Origin of the sequence: Mycolicibacterium elephantis DSM 44368, from assembly GCF_004014805.1 — a bacterium.
Lineage (GTDB): Bacteria > Actinomycetota > Actinomycetes > Mycobacteriales > Mycobacteriaceae > Mycobacterium > Mycobacterium elephantis.
The window spans coordinates 66,033-82,204 of the sequence record NZ_ATDN01000045.1 but is presented as its reverse complement, the minus strand read 5'-3'; the positions used below and the strand labels follow the sequence as shown (position 1 = coordinate 82,204).

11 protein-coding genes and 1 pseudogene are annotated in these 16,172 nt (G+C 70.3%); 9 read left to right on the top strand and 3 right to left on the bottom strand.

Going from position 1 to position 16,172, the window contains the following annotated elements:
- Nucleotides 1–26: 26 nt before the first annotated feature.
- Nucleotides 27–1,205, bottom strand: coding sequence for a glycoside hydrolase family 3 N-terminal domain-containing protein (locus MELE44368_RS22005; protein ID WP_164890198.1), 1,179 nt, complete (start codon nucleotides 1,203–1,205; stop codon nucleotides 27–29).
- Nucleotides 1,206–1,286: 81 nt separating this feature from the next.
- Here MELE44368_RS22005 and MELE44368_RS22000 point away from each other — a divergent pair, with 81 nt between their 5' ends.
- The 5 genes and pseudogenes from MELE44368_RS22000 to MELE44368_RS21980 all read left to right on the top strand — a co-directional run bounded on the left by MELE44368_RS22000 (nucleotide 1,287) and on the right by MELE44368_RS21980 (nucleotide 8,389).
- Entirely contained in the window at nucleotides 1,287–1,460 is a 174-nt protein-coding gene (locus MELE44368_RS22000) for a DUF2613 domain-containing protein (protein WP_064890250.1), read from the top strand.
- Nucleotides 1,438–1,989, top strand: a pseudogene (locus MELE44368_RS21995) (alpha-(1->3)-arabinofuranosyltransferase domain-containing protein); the annotation flags it as partial. The gene MELE44368_RS22000 and the pseudogene MELE44368_RS21995, both read left to right, overlap by 23 nt.
- 97 nt (nucleotides 1,990–2,086) lie before the next feature.
- Nucleotides 2,087–5,890, top strand: coding sequence for an alpha-(1->3)-arabinofuranosyltransferase domain-containing protein (locus MELE44368_RS21990; protein WP_241566725.1), 3,804 nt, complete (start codon nucleotides 2,087–2,089; stop codon nucleotides 5,888–5,890).
- A gap of 47 nt (nucleotides 5,891–5,937) precedes the next feature.
- The gene (locus MELE44368_RS21985; RefSeq protein ID WP_128110457.1) at nucleotides 5,938–6,915 is read left to right on the top strand and encodes a phosphotriesterase family protein; all 978 of its coding nucleotides are present in this window, start codon (nucleotides 5,938–5,940) and stop codon (nucleotides 6,913–6,915) included.
- 1 nt (nucleotide 6,916) lies between these two features.
- Entirely contained in the window at nucleotides 6,917–8,389 is a 1,473-nt protein-coding gene (locus MELE44368_RS21980) for an AMP-binding protein (protein ID WP_128110456.1), read from the top strand.
- 79 nt (nucleotides 8,390–8,468) lie between these two features.
- Here the strand turns inward: MELE44368_RS21980 and MELE44368_RS21975 are convergent, their stop codons facing one another.
- Nucleotides 8,469–9,581, bottom strand: coding sequence for an acyltransferase family protein (locus tag MELE44368_RS21975; protein WP_206613837.1), 1,113 nt, complete (start codon nucleotides 9,579–9,581; stop codon nucleotides 8,469–8,471).
- A gap of 205 nt (nucleotides 9,582–9,786) precedes the next feature.
- Between MELE44368_RS21975 and MELE44368_RS21970 the strand changes: the two genes are divergently transcribed.
- Together MELE44368_RS21970 and MELE44368_RS21965 are read left to right on the top strand one after the other, a co-directional pair.
- The gene (locus MELE44368_RS21970; protein ID WP_128110454.1) at nucleotides 9,787–10,989 is read left to right on the top strand and encodes a cell envelope lipid trafficking protein PgfA; all 1,203 of its coding nucleotides are present in this window, start codon (nucleotides 9,787–9,789) and stop codon (nucleotides 10,987–10,989) included.
- A gap of 32 nt (nucleotides 10,990–11,021) precedes the next feature.
- A complete protein-coding gene (locus MELE44368_RS21965) occupies nucleotides 11,022–12,671 on the top strand; it encodes an MmpA family trehalose lipid delivery protein (protein ID WP_128110453.1) in 1,650 nt (549 codons plus the stop codon).
- Here MELE44368_RS21965 and MELE44368_RS21960 read toward each other — a convergent pair.
- Nucleotides 12,655–13,815 carry a glycosyltransferase family 4 protein gene (locus tag MELE44368_RS21960; RefSeq protein WP_128110452.1) on the bottom strand — a complete coding sequence of 387 codons (1,161 nt, stop codon included), beginning with the start codon at nucleotides 13,813–13,815 and terminating at the stop codon, nucleotides 12,655–12,657. The two genes, MELE44368_RS21965 and MELE44368_RS21960, sit on opposite strands and share 17 nt — an antisense overlap.
- 35 nt (nucleotides 13,816–13,850) lie before the next feature.
- On the opposite strand from MELE44368_RS21960, the gene MELE44368_RS21955 reads away from it, so the two are divergent.
- Both MELE44368_RS21955 and MELE44368_RS21950 read left to right on the top strand, forming a co-directional pair.
- Nucleotides 13,851–14,645 (top strand): methyltransferase domain-containing protein, encoded by a 795-nt coding sequence (locus MELE44368_RS21955; protein WP_128110451.1) that lies wholly within the window; start codon nucleotides 13,851–13,853, stop codon nucleotides 14,643–14,645.
- A gap of 14 nt (nucleotides 14,646–14,659) precedes the next feature.
- Entirely contained in the window at nucleotides 14,660–16,162 is a 1,503-nt protein-coding gene (locus MELE44368_RS21950; protein WP_128110450.1) for an aldehyde dehydrogenase, read from the top strand.
- The last annotated feature ends 10 nt before the right edge of the window (nucleotides 16,163–16,172 follow it).

Sequence of the window (16,172 nt, the reverse complement as noted above, 5' to 3'; positions counted from 1 at the left end):
GTCAAGAGTAAGCAATGACGCGCGCGTCAGCCGCCGCAGCGTGGCGACGGGCCCTTGAACCCGGCGATCCGCAGTACCGCGGCGTCGACCCCGGACATCGACAGCTCACCGGCATCGACGGCCTTCTCCAGCCGGTCGAGCACCGAGGGCACCTCACCGCTGCTCACCCAAAGGGCCACGTCGGCGCCGGCCTGCAGCCCGCGCAGCACCGCCTCGGGCACCCCGAACTGGTTGGAGATCGCCTGCATCCCCGACAGGTCGTCGGTGAACACCGGCCCGTTGAACGGCGGGCCGCCGTAGCCGCCGGAGCGCAGCAGCCCGTAGACCGCCGGACTCAAGCTGGCCGGATCGCTGCCGGTCAGCCCCGGTACCTGCAGGTGGCCCACCATCACGCCGACCGGCGCCTGGCCCGCCAGGGTGCGGTACGGCACCAGATCGACTTCCTGCAGCTCGGCGATCGGCGGGGAGGTGACGCTGCCGGTGTGTGAGTCGCCCGAGCCGCGTCCGTGGCCGGGGAAGTGCTTGAGCACCGGCAGCACGCCCGCGTCGCGCAGGCCGCGCGCGTAGGCACCGGCGTAGTCGGTGACGGTGGCCGGGTCCGAACCGAAGGACCGGTCGCCTATCACGGTGCTGTCGGCGGCGTCGGAGACGTCGACGACCGGTGCGAAGTCGACGGTGATGCCCAGGTTGCGCATGGCCTGCCCGCGGGTGCGGGCGATCTCGTACACCTGCTCGGGGGTTTGCGTCTGCGCCAGCACCCGCGCCGACGGCTGCGTGCCGATCAGCGGGGCCAGCCGCGACACCCGGCCGCCTTCCTCGTCGACGCTGACCGCCAGCGGCAGCGGGCCGGCAGAGGCGGCGATCTCGGTGAGCGACCCATCGGTCAGCATCGACAGGTCGGTCCAGCTGCCGATCATGACGCCGCCGACGTGGTGGTTGTCGACGACGGCCCTGGCGTCGGCGGCGTTGGAGACCCCGACCATCAGCAGCTGCGCGAGCTTGTCGCGCGTCGACATGGCGGCCAGCATCGTTTCGGCGTCTCCGCAGGCCGGGGGTGGCGGTGCGGCGGGCACCTCGCCCTTGTGCTGCGTGACCACGCTGGACGGGGCCGCGCTCGAGGGCGGGGCGGGCGGCTCGGCAGGCGAGCAGGCCAGCACGAGACCCGACATCGCCACAACTGCGCACAACGCGCGGGACACGGCCATGGGCCTCGACACTAGCGGACGGCAACCGCGCACATCAGCAGCAGACGTGGCCGCGCCGCGTGCCGTGCTAGTTTTGGCCGCATGGATCGGTTCCTCGTGCCCGCCGGCGCCAGCATTGTCGTCGGTCTGCTGCTCGGCGCGGCGGCCGTATTCGGGGTGACGCTGATGGTGCAGCAGGACACGAAGCCTCCGCTGCAGGCGGGCGATCCGGCGTCGTCGGTGCTCAACAGGGTTGAATACGGCGACCGAAGCTAGGGTCACGCCGCTTCCGCGGCGCTGGTTGTGGGTGGCCGCTGCGGCGGCGCTGATCCTGACGTTCGCCCAGTCCCCCGGACAGATCTCACCCGACACCAAGCTGGACCTCACCGCCAACCCGCTGCGGTTTCTGGCGCGAGCGTTCAACCTGTGGAACAGCGAGCTGCCGTTCGGGCAGGCGCAGAACCAGGCGTACGGCTACCTCTTTCCCCACGGCAGTTTCTTTCTGGCCGGGGACCTGCTCGGCGTTCCCGGCTGGGTGACGCAGCGGCTGTGGTGGGCGCTGCTGTTGGTCGCCGGGTTCTGGGGGCTGCTGCGCGTCGCCGAGGCCCTCGGCATCGGCAGCCGGACCTCGCGGATCATCGCCGCGGTCGCGTTCGCGCTGTCGCCGCGGGTCCTCACCACGCTGGGCGCGATCTCGTCGGAGACGCTGCCGATGATGCTGGCGCCGTGGGTGTTGCTGCCGGTGATCCTGGCGTTCCAGGGCGGGGCCGGAGGGGTGGGGGAAACGGAAACCCGGGGGCGGGCCCGGGGGGGTGGGGGAAACCCAGGGCGGGGCCGAAGGGGTGGGGAAAGCCCAGGGTGGGACCGAAGGGGTGGGGAAAGCCCAGGGTGGGACCGAAGGGGTGGGGAAAGCCCCGGGTGGGACCGGAGGGGTGGGGGAAGGCCAGGGGGATCCGCGGGTCCGGGTGCTGGCCGCGCGATCGGCGGTCGCGATCGCGTTGATGGGCGCCGTCAACGCGGTGGCGACGCTGACGGGCTGCCTGGCGGCGGTGATCTGGCTGGCGTGTCACCGGCCGAACCGGCGCTGGTGGCGCTTCACCGCGTGGTGGGCGCTTGGCATCGCGCTGGCGGTGACGTGGTGGGCGGTGGCGCTGCTGCTGCTCGGCCGGATCAGCCCACCGTTCCTGGACTACATCGAGTCCTCCGGCGTCACGACCCGCTGGATGTCGTTGACGGAGATGCTGCGCGGCACGGACATGTGGACACCGTTCGTCGCGCCGAACGCGACGGCGGGTGCGTCGCTGGTGACCGGTTCGGTCGCGGTGCTGGCGACGACGTTGGTGGCCGCCGCCGGGCTGGCCGGGTTGGCGATGCGGACTATGCCCGCGCGGGGGCGACTCATCACCATCCTGTTGATCGGGGTCGTGCTGCTGGCGGCCGGATACTCCGGCGGCCTGGGATCGCCTGTGGCGCACTATGTTCAGGCATTCCTCGACGACACCGGGACACCGCTGCGCAACCTGCACAAGCTCGAACCGCTGCTGCGCCTGCCGCTGGCGCTGGGGCTGGCTCACCTGCTCGGCCGTATCCCGCTGCCGGGCAGCGCACCGCGGGAGCAGTGGAGGACCGCGCTGGCCCACCCCGAACGGGACAAACGGGTCGCCGTCGGCGTCGTCGTGCTGACCGCCCTGGCCGCCGCAACGTCGCTGGCCTGGACGGGGCGACTGGCCCCGCCGGGGGCCTTCGACGCGATCCCGTCGTACTGGCACGAGACCGCCGCGTGGCTCGACGAACACAACACCGAGGGCCGGGTGCTGGTGGCCCCCGGCGCCCCGTTCGCCACCCAGGTGTGGGGCAACAGCCACGACGAACCGCTGCAGGTCCTCGGCGAGAGCCCGTGGGGGGTGCGCGACTCGATACCGCTGACCCCGCCGCAGACCATCCGCGCGCTCGATTCCGTGCAGCGCCTCTTCGCCGCAGGACGCCCATCTGCCGGGCTCGCTGATACTCTTGCCCGGCAAGGGATTTCGTATGTGGTGGTGCGCAACGACCTGGACCCGGAGACGTCTCGGTCGGCGCGCCCGGTGTTGGTGCACCGCGCCGTCGAGGGTTCACCGGGCCTGACGAAGGTCGCGCAGTTCGGCGATCCGGTGGGCCCGGGCATGCTGGCCGGGTTCGTCACCGACAGCGGGCTGCGCCCCCGCTATCCGGCCGTGGAGATCTACCGTGTCGACGCCGCCATGCCCGTCGTGCCCTACCTGGTCGACACCGACGCGATGGCCCGGGTGAACGGCGCCCCGGAGGCGTTGTTGCGCCTCGACGAACGCCGCCGGCTTCTCGGCCAACCGCCGCTGGGCCCGATGCTGCTGACCGCCGACGCCGAACGCGCCGGCTTACCCGTCCCGGTCGTCACGGTCACCGACACCCCGCTGGCCCGCGAGATCGACTACGGCCGCGTCGACGACCATTCCTCGGCGATCCGCACCCGCGACGATCCGCGACGCACCTTCAACCGCGTGATCGACTATCCCGTTCCCGGCGCCGACGTCATCTACGGCCAGTGGACCGGTGGGCGGATCTCGGTGTCGAGCTCGGCCGCCGATTCCACCGCGCTGCCCCACGTCGCACCGGCGACCGGGCCCGCCTCCGCGATCGACGCCGACTCGTCGACGGCCTGGGTGTCCAACGCGCTGCAGTCGGCGATCGGCCAGTGGCTGCAGGTCGATTTCGACCACCCGGTCACCAACGCCACCATCACGATCACGCCGAGCGCCACGGCCGTCGGCGCCCAGATCGACCGTATCGAGGTGTCCACCGTCAACGGCACCAGCACCCTGCGGGTCGAGGAACCCGGCAAGTTGCTCACCGCGGCGCTGCCCTACGGGGAGTCGCCGTGGGTGCGGATCACCGCGGTGGGCACCGAGGACGGGTCCCCCGGCGTGCAGTTCGGGATCACCGACTTCGCAGTCACCCAGTACGACGCCAACGGTTTCGCCCATCCCATCAACCTGCGGCGTACCGTCGACGTACCCGGGCCGCCCACGGGTTCGACTGTGGCCCAGTGGGATCTGGGTGCCGAGCTGTTGGGCAGGCCGGGCTGCGCGCAGAGCCCGAACGGTGTGCGGTGCGCGGCGAGCATGTCGCTGGCCCCGGAAGAGCCGGTGAGCCTGAGTAGGACACTGACTGTGCCCGAACCGATCTCGGTGACGCCGACGGTGTGGGTGCGCGCCCGGCAAGGCCCGAACCTCGCCGACTTGATCAGCGCGCCCGGCAGCATCCGGGCGATGGGTGACGCCGACGTGCTCGACGTGCTCGGGTCGGCCTACGCCGCCACCGACGGCGACTCCGAAACCGCCTGGACCGCACCGCAATCGGTGGTGCAGCACAAGACGCCGCCCACGTTGACGCTGAAGCTGCCGCGTCCCGGCGAGGTGTCGGCGCTCGAGGTCACACCGAGTTCCTCCGTGTTGCCCGCCAACCCGACGCTGGTCGCGGTCGACCTCGGGGACGGACCGCAGGTGCGGCGGCTGGCCGGGGACGCCGGCACGCAGACCCTCGAGCTCACGCCCCGCGTCACCGATACCGTCACGCTGTCGATCCTGGACTGGGACGACATCATCGACCGCACCGCGCTCGGATTCGATCAGCTCAAGCCTCCCGGCCTGGCCGAGGTCGTCGCGCTCGACGCCGACGGCGCCCCCATCGCGGCGGCCGACGCCGCCCGCAACCGGCTGCGCACCATCGAATTACCTTGTGGCAGTGGACCGATCATCGGTGTTGCCGGGCAGTTCGTGCAAACCTCGGCCACTACGACGGTCGGTGCACTGCTCGACGGCGAACCGGTGGCCGCCCGCCCATGCCAGGACGCGCCCATCGAGCTGCCCGCGGGCCAGCAGGAGCTGGTGATCAGCCCGGGTGAGGCGTTCGTCGTCGACGGCGTGCAGCTGGCCGGGCCGCTGGCCCCCGCGGTGCGTCCGGCCGACGCGGTACCCGCGCAGACCGGCACGTGGAGCGCCGATCACCGCGAAGTGACCGTGACGTCGGCGCCGCACTCGCGGGTGCTTGTGGTGCCCGAGAGCGTCAACCCGGGCTGGACCGCGCGGAGCGCCGACGGAGCGGTGCTGACGCCGGTCACCGTCAACGGCTGGCAACAGGGCTGGGTACTGCCTGCGGACACCGCGGGCGCCGTCACGCTCACGTTCGGCTCCAACACCTTCTACCGCGCCGGCCTGATCGGCGGCCTGGCGTTACTACCCGTGCTCGCGCTGCTTGCCTTCCTGCCCGCGCGCAGGCGCCCGGCACACGATGAACCGCCGCGGGTGCGGCGGCCCGGCCGAGTGGCCGTATCCGTCGCCGTGCTGGGCGTCGGCGTGCTGGTGTCCGGGGTGGCCGGCGCGGTGATGGTCGGCGCGGCGCTGCTGTTGCGACATCTGCTGGATAACCGTGAAAAGCTCTGCGACGCCGTCACCGTCGGGGGCGCCGCCGGTGGGCTGATCCTGGCGGGCGCGGTGCTCAGCCAGAACCCCTGGCGCTCGGTCGACGGATATGTCGGCCACTCGGCGGGAGTGCAGTTCCTCGCCCTGATCTCGCTGGCGATGGTCGCGGCGTCGGCCGTCGGCCCGCACGTGACTGCACCCGAGGGTGCACCCGAGGCGGCGCCGAACGTTCCTTACCGCTCGAAATCGCCGCCGATTTTCGAGCGGTAAGGAACGTTCGGCAGGAATTGGCAGGAAAACGTCCTAGCATCGGCTGGGTGCCTCAGGTCAACACAGTCAAGGGAGCCATCGAGACCACCGATCTCGGTGTGACGCTCATGCACGAGCATGTCTTCGTCCTGTCCCCGGACATCACCGCCAACTATCCGGAGGTATGGGGCGACGAGGCCAAGCGCGAAGCCGACGCGATCGCCCGGCTCAACGAGCTGAAAGCCAACGGTGTGGACAGCATCGTCGACCTCACCGTGATCGGGATGGGTCGCTACATCCCGCGCATCGCGCGCATCGCCGCCGCCACCGAGGTCAACATCGTCGTCGCGACCGGCGTGTACACCTACAACGACGTCCCGATGTATTTCCACTTCACCGAGCCCGGGGGGCTGCTGGGAGACGTCGAGCCGATGGTCGAGATGTTCGTCCGCGACATTGAGGTCGGCATCGCCGACACCGGCGTCAAGGCGGCGATCCTCAAGTGCGCCACCGACGAGCCCGGCGTGACGCCGGGGGTCGAACGAGTGCTGCGCGCGGTGGCCAAGGCGCACCGCCAGACCGGGGCGCCGATCTCGACGCACACCCACGCCGCCACCCGGCGCGGCCTCGAGCAGCAGCGCATCTTCGCCGAGGAGGGCGTCGACCTGTCGCGCGTCGTCATCGGTCATTCCGGCGACACCACCGACCTGAGCTACCTGGAGGAGCTGATCGGCAACGGCTCCTACATCGGCATGGACCGGTTCGGCGTCGACGTGTTCCTGCCGTTCGAGGACCGGGTGAACACGGTCGCCCAGATGTGCGAGCGCGGCCACGCCGACAAGATGGTGCTCTCCCACGACGCGTCCTGCTTCATCGACTGGTTGCCGGAAGAGGTTGTGCCCGCTGTCATGCCGAACTGGCACTACCTGCACATCCACCACGACGTCATCCCTGCGCTGAAACAGCGTGGTGTCACCGACGAACAACTCACCACGATGCTCGTCGACAACCCGCGGCGGATCTTCGAGGCCACCGGCGACTACTGACATGACAGCCCAGATTCCACCGATCAGCACCCAGGCGTCGCTGTTGGCCCAACAGGCGCCCGACGCCCCGGCGGTCACCTGCCAAGACCGCACGCTCACCCGCCGAGAGCTGGACCTGTCGACCAACCGGCTGGCCCGGGCGTACGCCGAACTCGGTGTGCGCCAAGGCGATTACGTGACCGTCGTGCTGCCCAACTCGATCGAGTGGGTCGAGGCGGTGTTGGCGACGTGGAAGCTCGGCGCGATCCCGCAACCATTGTCCCCGCAGCTGCCCGACGCCGAGTTGACCGGGCTGCTCGACCTGCGGCCGCGGGCGCTGATCGTCGGCCGTGCCGACCCGAGCGGGAAGATACCCAGTGTGCCTGCGGATTTCACCCCGGACCCGCCGCCCTCGGACGCGCCACTGCCCGAGGCGGTGTCGCCGGTGCTGAAGGCCATGGCGTCCGGCGGCAGCACCGGCCGGCCGAAGTTGATCGAGGCAGGCGGTGACAGCCGCTTTCCGGCGCTGGCGGGCTATGCGCTCGGCTCGCAGGAGGGGGACGTCAACCTGTTCTCGGTGCCGTTGAGCCACAACACGGGGTTCACCACGTTGGCGATCGGTCTCGTGCAGGGACACCACCTGGTGTTGATGCCGCGATTTGAGCCGCACGAGTTCCTCCGGTTGGTCACCGAGTACCGCGTGACGTATCTGGCGACGGTGCCGACGATCATGCAGCGCCTGTTGCCGGTGTACCGGGCCGATCCCGACGCCTACGAACTGTCGTCGATCCGGCGGTTCTGGCATGTGGGTGCGCCGTGCCCGCCGGCGGTCAAGCAGGCGTGGATCGACCTGCTTGGACCCGAGGTGCTCTGGGAGCTCTACGGCGGCACCGAACTTCAAGCGTTGACGTTCATCTCCGGAGAGCAGTGGCTGGCGCACCGCGGGTCGGTCGGCGTCGTCGTCGCCGGCGAGATGAAGGTGCTCGACGACGAGGGTAACGAGTGCCCGCCGGGAGCGGTCGGCGAGATCTACATGCGCCCCTCCCCCGGCAGCGCGCCGACCTACCGCTACATCGGCGCGACGGCGAAGAGCCGTGACGGCTGGGACTCGCTCGGCGACCTCGGCTACTTCGACGAAGACGGGTTTCTGTACCTCAACGACCGTCGCGTCGACATGTTCACCGTCGGCGGCCGCAACGTCTACCCCGCGGAGATCGAGTCGGCGTTGTCCGCCCACCCGAAGGTGTTGTCCTGCTTGGTGGTCGGGGTTCCCGACGACACCGGCGACCTCGGGCAGGTACCGCACGCGATCGTCCATGCCGACGGGCTCGACGAAGCCGACGTCATCGAGTTCCTTCGCGCGCGCATCGAGCGCTACAAGCTGCCCCGCAGCGTCGAGTTCACCGATTTCCCGCTGCGCGACGACGCCGGCAAGGCCCGCCGCTCCGCGGTGCGCGACGAGGTCATCAAGCGACGCGCGATGCAGGCCGGCTAACGCGCGATCGGCCGGGGCACGCTTAACGGGTTGATTACTCGCATCAGGCGCGTGCGATCAACCCCTTAGTGCTGCAGGCCTAGCGAGCGACAGGCTCCGGCACGCTGTCCACCGAGGAATCCAGCGGCGGCACCGGACGTTGGCGGCGGAATTCCCAGCGTCGCAACGCCTCTCGACACGGCGACTCGACGAGCGCATAGCTGACCGCAGCGATCGCGAAGCCGAACACCAACGTCAGCGCCAGCACCACCGGCATGTGCCCGTTGAACGCGAACTCGCCGATGACGGGAAACACCATCGCCAGCGCGGCCAGGTGCCAGATGAACAGCCCGTAGGACCAGCGGCCCAGGGTCACCATCGGTTCGCTGCCCAGCAGCCGATGCGGGGTGTCGGGCCGGTCCAGCACCAGCGGCGCCATCAACGCCGCCGCCACCACCGCACCCATCGCGGTCTTCACGACGAACTGCTCGACGGTGCCCGGCGTGAGCCCCTCGGGGCCCGCGACCGGGGAGGCCGCCACCAGGAAGGCCGCCACCGCGACGACGGCCATCAGCACCCGGCGCCGCGCCAGCCGGTGCGCCCATCCGATCGGGGTCACGGTCAGCTCGGCCAGCAGCATGCCCGCGGCGAACCACGAGAAGAAGGCAGGCGGCCAGTTCAGCGGGTTGACGCCGTACGGCGCGTCGAACGGGATCAACCCCCACGCCAGGCTGGCGACCGCCGCCGTCGCGATCACAGGGATGCGGGCACGCACCGGCACCCATCGGGCCGTCAACGCCAGCAGCGGCAGCACCAGGTAGAAGGCCATCTCCACGGACAGGCTCCACATCTGGGTGAGCCCGGCGGTCAGCGTCAACGGCACATAGATCTGGGTCAGCGTCAGGTTCGCGAGCCACACCGTGAGGTCGGCCTTGGCGTCGGGTAGCAGCAGCAGGATGACCGCCACGGCCACCAGATAGCCCGGCATGATGCGCACCACCCGCGACCGCAGGTAGTGCCCGGTCGGCGGGGTCGGCCGCAGCCCGCGGGCCGCCGCGGCGTGCCCACGCCAGAGCAGAAATCCCGAGATCGCGAAGAACACCGCCACCGCGAGGTCGAACCGGCCGAACAACCGCCCGGCGACCCCGCCGGTGTGACCGGTCTGAAAGGCGACGTGGGTGACCACCACACCCATTGCGGCGCAGGCTCTCATGCCCTCGACCGCGGGCAGAAAGCTCCGCGTTCCGCCGACCCCGGAGGATTCCGTCACGGCGACCAGTGTGCCGCGTCGACGGGAAATGGTCGAAAATGGGGCGTCGCTCGATGGCCATCGGATGCGGTCGTAGTAAGCGACGACCTTAAACCGGGCTGTTAATGTCGAACGGGTTTGCGGGTGGCCGCAGTGAAGGAGGCACGGTTTGAACCGCGCAGTGGCGCTGCGAATCGCGGCATGCGGGATCATGGGGCTCGGCGCTGCCCTGCTGATCGCCGCGCTGTTGCTGTCGACCTACACCGAGGGCAAGATCGCGAAAATCCCGTTGGATCTGGATGCCACGCTAGTCAGCGACGGTACCGGAACCGCATTCGACCCGGCCTCCCTCAACGAGCCGACGTTTCGTGTCGACCGCGACGTGCCGATGGTGCAACAGCAGCAGATGACGGTGGAGTCCCCGTCCAACGCCGACGTCGTCACCCTGCAGGTCGGCACCACGCTGCGCCGCACCGACAAACAGCAAGACACCGGTCTGCTGCTGGCGATGGTCGACACGGTCACCGTCAACCGGCACACCGCCGAGGCCGTGTCCAGCGAAAGCAACCCCGGCGGCGCCCTGCAGAAGCCGCGCGCCATCGAAGACGATCAGCCGCCGACCAACATCGCGCTGCCCCATGAGGGGCTGGCCTACCGGTTCCCGTTCAGCACCGAGAAGAAGACCTATCCCGTCTTCGACCCGATCGCACAGAAGGCGTTCGACGCCAACTACGACGGCGAGGAAGACGTCAACGGCCTGACCACCTACCGCTTCAGCCAGAACGTCGGCTACGACGCCAACGGCAAGCTCGTCGAGCCGGTCCGGTACTCGTCGCTGTTCGACGACGAGGCCGATGCCGAGGTCACCGCCACCGCGGCGATGTGGGGGGTGCCCGGCGAGCCCGAAGAATCGATCACGATGTCTCGCTTCTACGCCGCCCAGCGCACGTTCTGGGTGGACCCGGTGTCGGGAACCGTCGTCAAGCGCGAAGAGCACGGCTACCAGTACTACGCGCGCGAACCGCTCGAACCCGAGGTGACGTTCGTGGACTACAAGGTCACCTTCAACGAGGAGACGGTCGAATCCCAGGTCGCCGGCGCGCGCGACGAACGCGACCGGGTGGCGCTGTGGGGCCGCATCCTGCCGATCACGTTCACCGCAATGGGGCTGGTGTTCCTGGTCGGCGGCGCGCTGCTCGGATCGTTCAGCCTGCGCGCCGAGTCCGTGCTGATCGACCCAGGTCTCGACGAGTCCGATCGCTTCTTCGGGACGCGCGGCCCCTCCGGTGAACCCGTGCCCGGCGCCGAAGCCCAGACCGAGAAGCTGCCCGCACCCCGCCCGACCGACCTACCTCCGGACAGACCGGTCTGACCCCGCGTTTCGGTGCGCCCGCGCGGGCGCTGATGGTCCCGGGATATGCGCTGGCGCTGTCCATCGCGCTGACCGCACCGCTGTTGGCGCCGGGTTATCTGCTGCTGCGCGACGCGGTGTCGACGCCGCGCTCCTATCTGTCGGATTTCGCGCTCGGCCTCGGCGAGGCGGCGCCCCGCGCGCTGCCGCAGGACTTCTTTGTCGCGATCACCTCGGCGGTGCTCGACGGCGGCGTGGTCGTCAAGGCGTTGTTGGTCGCCGGGCTGTGGCTCGCCGGTTGGGGCGCGGCCCGGCTGGCGGCGCACGTGCTGGCCTCGGGACCGGCCGGCCAGTGCGTTGCGGTGACGGTGGCGGTGTGGAACCCGTATGTCGCCGAACGCCTTCTGCAGGGGCACTGGAGCCTGCTCGTGGGCTACGGCTGTCTGCCGTGGGTGGCGACGACGATGCTGCGGCTGCGCACGTCGCCGTCCCGAGGCGCGGTGTGGGCGCTGTTGTTCTGGATCGCGCTGGCCGGGCTGACGCCGACCGGGCTGCTGCTGGCGGCGGCGGTCGCGCTTGCGTGCGTGTTCGCACCCGGCGCGGGGTGGCCGCGCTGGCTGTGCGCGACGCTCAGCGTGGGCATCGCGGCTCTGGTCGCGCTGCCGTGGTTGGTGGCGGCGGCGGTGGCCGGTTCGTTGGCCTCGTCGCAAGCCGCGGGGACGTCGGCGTTCGCCGCGCGCGCCGAGCCGGGGCTGGGTACGTTGCTCAGCCTCGCCGGGCTCGGCGGCATCTGGAACGCTCAGGCCGTACCTGATTCGCGCACAACGGTTTTCGCAGCGGTGGCGACGACGGTGCTGCTGTTGGTTGTGGCGCTGGGCGTTCCTGTGCTGATCCGGCGTCCGGTCGCGGTGCCGCTGCTGGTGCTGGCCGCCGTCGCGGTCGTGGTGCCCGCGCTGATGGCGACCGGGCCCGGGTTGGCGGTGGTCGAGGCGACGATCCGTGCGCTGCCGGGCCTCGGAGTGGTGCGTGACGCGCAGAAGTGGGTGGCGTTGGCGATGCCTGCCTACGCGCTTGCCGCTGCGGCGGCGGTGAGTACGTTGCGACGATGGCTGCCCGCCGCGGCGACCGCGTTGGTGTGCTGCGCGGCGCTGATCGCCACCCAGCCGGACCTGGCGTGGGGTGTCGGCGGCAAGGTGGTCGCGGTGCAGTACCCGCCGGGCTGGGCGACCGTGGCGGCGATCATCAACGCCGACCCCCGTCCGGTCGCGGTGCTGCCGGTCGACAGCATGCGACAGTTCGGCTGGGCCGGGGAGGCGCCGGTGCTGGACCCTCTGCCGCGCTGGGTGCGCGCCGACGTGTTGTCGACCGGGGACCTGAACATCGGCGGCCAGACGGTTCCCGGCGAGGGCCGACGCGCCCGGCACGTGCAGGACATGCTGCTGCGCGGCGCGTCCCGCGACGAGTTGGCACAGGTCGGCGTCGGCTGGGTCGTCGTCGAATCCGGCTCTGCGCCGGCTTTATCGGACTTGCCCGTCGTCCATCGGGACGAGGACCTGACGCTCTACCGGGTGGGCGGCGACCAGCAGCAGGCGCCGGGCCGGGGGTTGGTGCTGGCCGCGCACCTCGGCTGGCTCGCGGCGCTGCTGGCGGGGTTGGCGGGAATGACCGTGACGTGGGCGCGCCGCGTCAGACCACACCGCTGACGTAGGTGCCCGCGTGCATCGAGTCGAGCACGACCCGCATCGCGTCGGCGCTCTGCCGCCAGGAGAACTCACCGCTGCGGGCCTGGGCCTTGGCGCCCAGCTGTTCGCGCAACACCTGATCGGACAGCAGCTGTTCGAGACCGTCGACCAGCTCGTCGTGGTCGTCGACCAGCAGCCCGGTGACGCCGTCGATGATCGAATCGGTCAGGCCGCCGGAGGACCGGTAGCCGATCGTGGGCACCGCGTGCTGGCCCGCTTCGGTGACCGCCAACGCCCAGCCCTCTTTGCGCGACGGCAGCACGTGTACCCAGCATCGTTGCAGCACATGGTGTTTGGCGTCGTCGTCGACGTGGCCGTGGAACGTCACCGCGTCGGAGATGCCGAGCAGCGCGGCGTGGTCGACGAGCCGCTGCTTCCACCAGCCGCCGCCGAGGATGTCCATGTGCACGTCGGGTATCCGCGTGCGCAGCTCGGCGATCGCGTCCAGCGCGTCCTCGATCTGTTTGTGCGGCACCAGCCGTGACAGCACCGCGATGCGAGGTGCTTCGGAGCGCGGCACATTGAGCGTGTGCGGCGGTGCCTCGTCCAAACCGTTGCGCACCACCGCGATCCGGCCCGGGTCGACCCCGAGGCCGGTCAGGTCCCGCGCCGAGGGCAGCGAGACGGTGACGTACTGGTTGCGGCGGTGCATCCGCGGCGACAGCTTCGATTCGACGAACCAGCCGACCCGCCCCATCACCGGGCCCGCCACCGGCCACTGCTCACGGTGGCAGTGGTGCACGAGCACCGCGACGCGCCGGCCGTAGGCCAGCCGCGCGAGGAACGGGATGCCGTTCTGGGTGTCGATCACCACATCGGGCCTGACCTTGCGCAGCGGGCCGAGCCCGATGCGGGCCAGCACCATCGCCAACCCGGCCCAGATGTAGACGGTGTAGCGGCCACCGCCACGGCTGATCCGCACGCCGTCGACCGTCTCGCGCCGCGCGGCACCGGGGTAATGCGCCGTCCGCAGCGTCACCGCCACGCCCGACTCGGCCAGTTGCGACCCGATGCGCTGCAGATAGGCCTCGCTGCCGCCGCCCTGCGGATGACCGGTATCGCGCCAACACAGCAGCAACACGGAGCGAACGCGACGGTCGGACATCCGTGCCAGCGTAGCGGCTGGATATCGTCGGTCGGATGGCCGTCACCGATGTCTGGGCCCGGCGCGCGACGCTGGCACGGTCGATCAGGCTGCTCAGCGAGTTCCGGTTCGAGCAACACGATCCCGCACGCTTCTACGGGGCGCTGGCCCGCGACACCGCGACCATGATCGTCGACCTGTGGCGCGGCGTGCACGGCACCGCGCCGGAGGGTCGCACGGTGGTCGACGTGGGCGGTGGACCCGGTTACTTCGCGGCGGCCTTCGCCGACGCCGGAATGCACTACATCGGGGTGGAGCCCGACCCCGCCGAGGCGCACACAGGCCCCGCGACCGACCGCGGCGGCGCGACGTATCTCCGCGCTTCCGGCATGGCGCTGCCCTTCGCCGACGCCAGCGTCGACATCTGCCTGTCGTCCAATGTCGCCGAGCATGTGCGTGACCCGTGGCGGCTGGGCGCTGAGATGCTGCGGGTCACCCGGCCGGGTGGGTTGGCGGTGCTCTCGTACACGGTGTGGCTGGGCCCGTTCGGCGGCCACGAGACCGGGCTCTGGCACTACCTGGGCGGGGCCCGCGCGGCCGCGCGCTACACCCGCAAGCACGGCCATGCACCGAAGAACAACTACGGCTCGTCGTTGTTCGCGGTGTCGGCGGCCGACGGCCTGCGATGGGCCCAAGGCACGGGTGCGCTGCTGGCCGCCTTCCCTCGTTACCACCCGCGATGGGGCTGGTGGATGACACGGGTCCCGATGCTGCGAGAGTTCCTGGTCAGCAACTTGGTGCTCGTTCTCATGCCACCGACTGGAACAGGTTCTACTTTCGTCGGCGGGTAGGTAGTGTGACGGACATGACGCAGACCGTGGCATCCAAGACTCCCGCCGGCGAGCCGGCGCATCGAACTCAGTGGGACAAACTCTTCATCGGCGGCAAGTGGGTCGAGCCGGCGTCCAAGGAGGTCATCGAGGTGCGCTCGCCGGCCACCGGTGAGCTGGTCGGCAAGGTTCCGCTGGCCGTGGAGGCAGACGTCAACGCGGCCTGCGCGGCCGCCCGCAAGGCGTTCGACGAGGGGCCGTGGCCGCACAAGTCGCCTCAGGAGCGGGCCGCGGTGCTGGGTGCCGCGGTCAAGCTGATGGAGGAGCGCGCCGACGAGCTGAAGTACCTGCTGGCCGCCGAGACCGGGCAGCCGCAGACGATCGTCGACATGATGCAGTACGGCGCCGCGATGTCGGCGTTCCAGTACTACGCGGGCGCGGCCGACAAGTTCCAGTGGAAAGAGATCCGCGACGGCATCTACGGCCAGACCCTGGTGGTGCGCGAGCCGATCGGTGTCGTCGGCGCCGTCACCGCGTGGAACGTGCCGTTCTTCCTGGCCGCCAACAAGCTCGGCCCGGCGCTGCTGGCCGGCTGCACCGTGGTGCTCAAGCCCGCGGCCGAGACGCCGCTGTCGGTGTTCGCGATGGCCGAGATGTTCGCCGAGGCCGGTCTGCCCGAAGGGGTGCTGTCGATCGTGCCGGGCGGCCCGGAGACCGGGCGCGCGCTGACGGCCAACCCGGAGCTGGACAAGTACACGTTCACGGGCAGCTCCGCGGTCGGCAAGGAGATCGCCAAGATCGCCGCCGAGAAGCTCAAGCCGTGCACGCTGGAGCTGGGCGGCAAGTCCGCCGCGATCATCCTCGAGGACGCCGACCTCGACGCGACGCTGCCGATGCTCGGGTTCTCGGGCGTGATGAACAGCGGGCAGGCGTGCGTCGCGCAGACCCGCATCCTGGCGCCGCGGTCGCGGTACGACGAGGTCGTGGAGAAGGTCGCCAACTTCATCTCCGCGATGCCGGTCGGGCTGCCCGACGACCCGAACGCCGCGATCGGGCCGCTGATCTCGGAGAAGCAGCGCGACCGCGTCGAGAGCTACATCAAGAAGGGTGTGGAGGAAGGGGCGCGCCTCGTCACCGGCGGCGGCCGTCCCGAGGGGCTGGACAAGGGCTGGTTCGTCGAGCCCACCGTGTTCGCCGACGTCGACAACTCGATGACGATCGCCCAGGAGGAGATCTTCGGCCCGGTGCTGGCGATCATCCCCTACGAGACCGAAGAGGACGCGATCCGCATCGCCAACGACTCGGTGTACGGCCTGGCGGGCAGCGTGTGGACCACCGACAACAAGAAGGCCCTCGAGGTCGCGTCGAAGATCCGCACCGGCACCTACGCGGTGAACATGTACGCCTTCGATCCCGGCGCCCCGTTCGGCGGCTACAAGAACTCCGGCATCGGCCGCGAGAACGGACCGGAGGGCATCGAGGCCTACGTCGAGCCCAAGAGCGTGTTGCTGCCGTTCGGCTACACCCCGGAGGACTGACCCTCTTGCC

Coding starts and splice junctions, on each gene's coding strand:
- MELE44368_RS21960 (WP_128110452.1), bottom strand. CDS start 13,815: ATGTCCGACCGTCGCGTTCGCTCCGTGTTGCTGCTGTGTTGGCGCGAT.
- MELE44368_RS21980 (WP_128110456.1), top strand. CDS start 6,917: ATGACAGCCCAGATTCCACCGATCAGCACCCAGGCGTCGCTGTTGGCC.
- MELE44368_RS21975 (WP_206613837.1), bottom strand. CDS start 9,581: ATGAGAGCCTGCGCCGCAATGGGTGTGGTGGTCACCCACGTCGCCTTT.
- MELE44368_RS22005 (WP_164890198.1), bottom strand. CDS start 1,205: ATGGCCGTGTCCCGCGCGTTGTGCGCAGTTGTGGCGATGTCGGGTCTC.
- MELE44368_RS21965 (WP_128110453.1), top strand. CDS start 11,022: ATGGTCCCGGGATATGCGCTGGCGCTGTCCATCGCGCTGACCGCACCG.
- MELE44368_RS21950 (WP_128110450.1), top strand. CDS start 14,660: ATGACGCAGACCGTGGCATCCAAGACTCCCGCCGGCGAGCCGGCGCAT.
- MELE44368_RS22000 (WP_064890250.1), top strand. CDS start 1,287: ATGGATCGGTTCCTCGTGCCCGCCGGCGCCAGCATTGTCGTCGGTCTG.
- MELE44368_RS21955 (WP_128110451.1), top strand. CDS start 13,851: ATGGCCGTCACCGATGTCTGGGCCCGGCGCGCGACGCTGGCACGGTCG.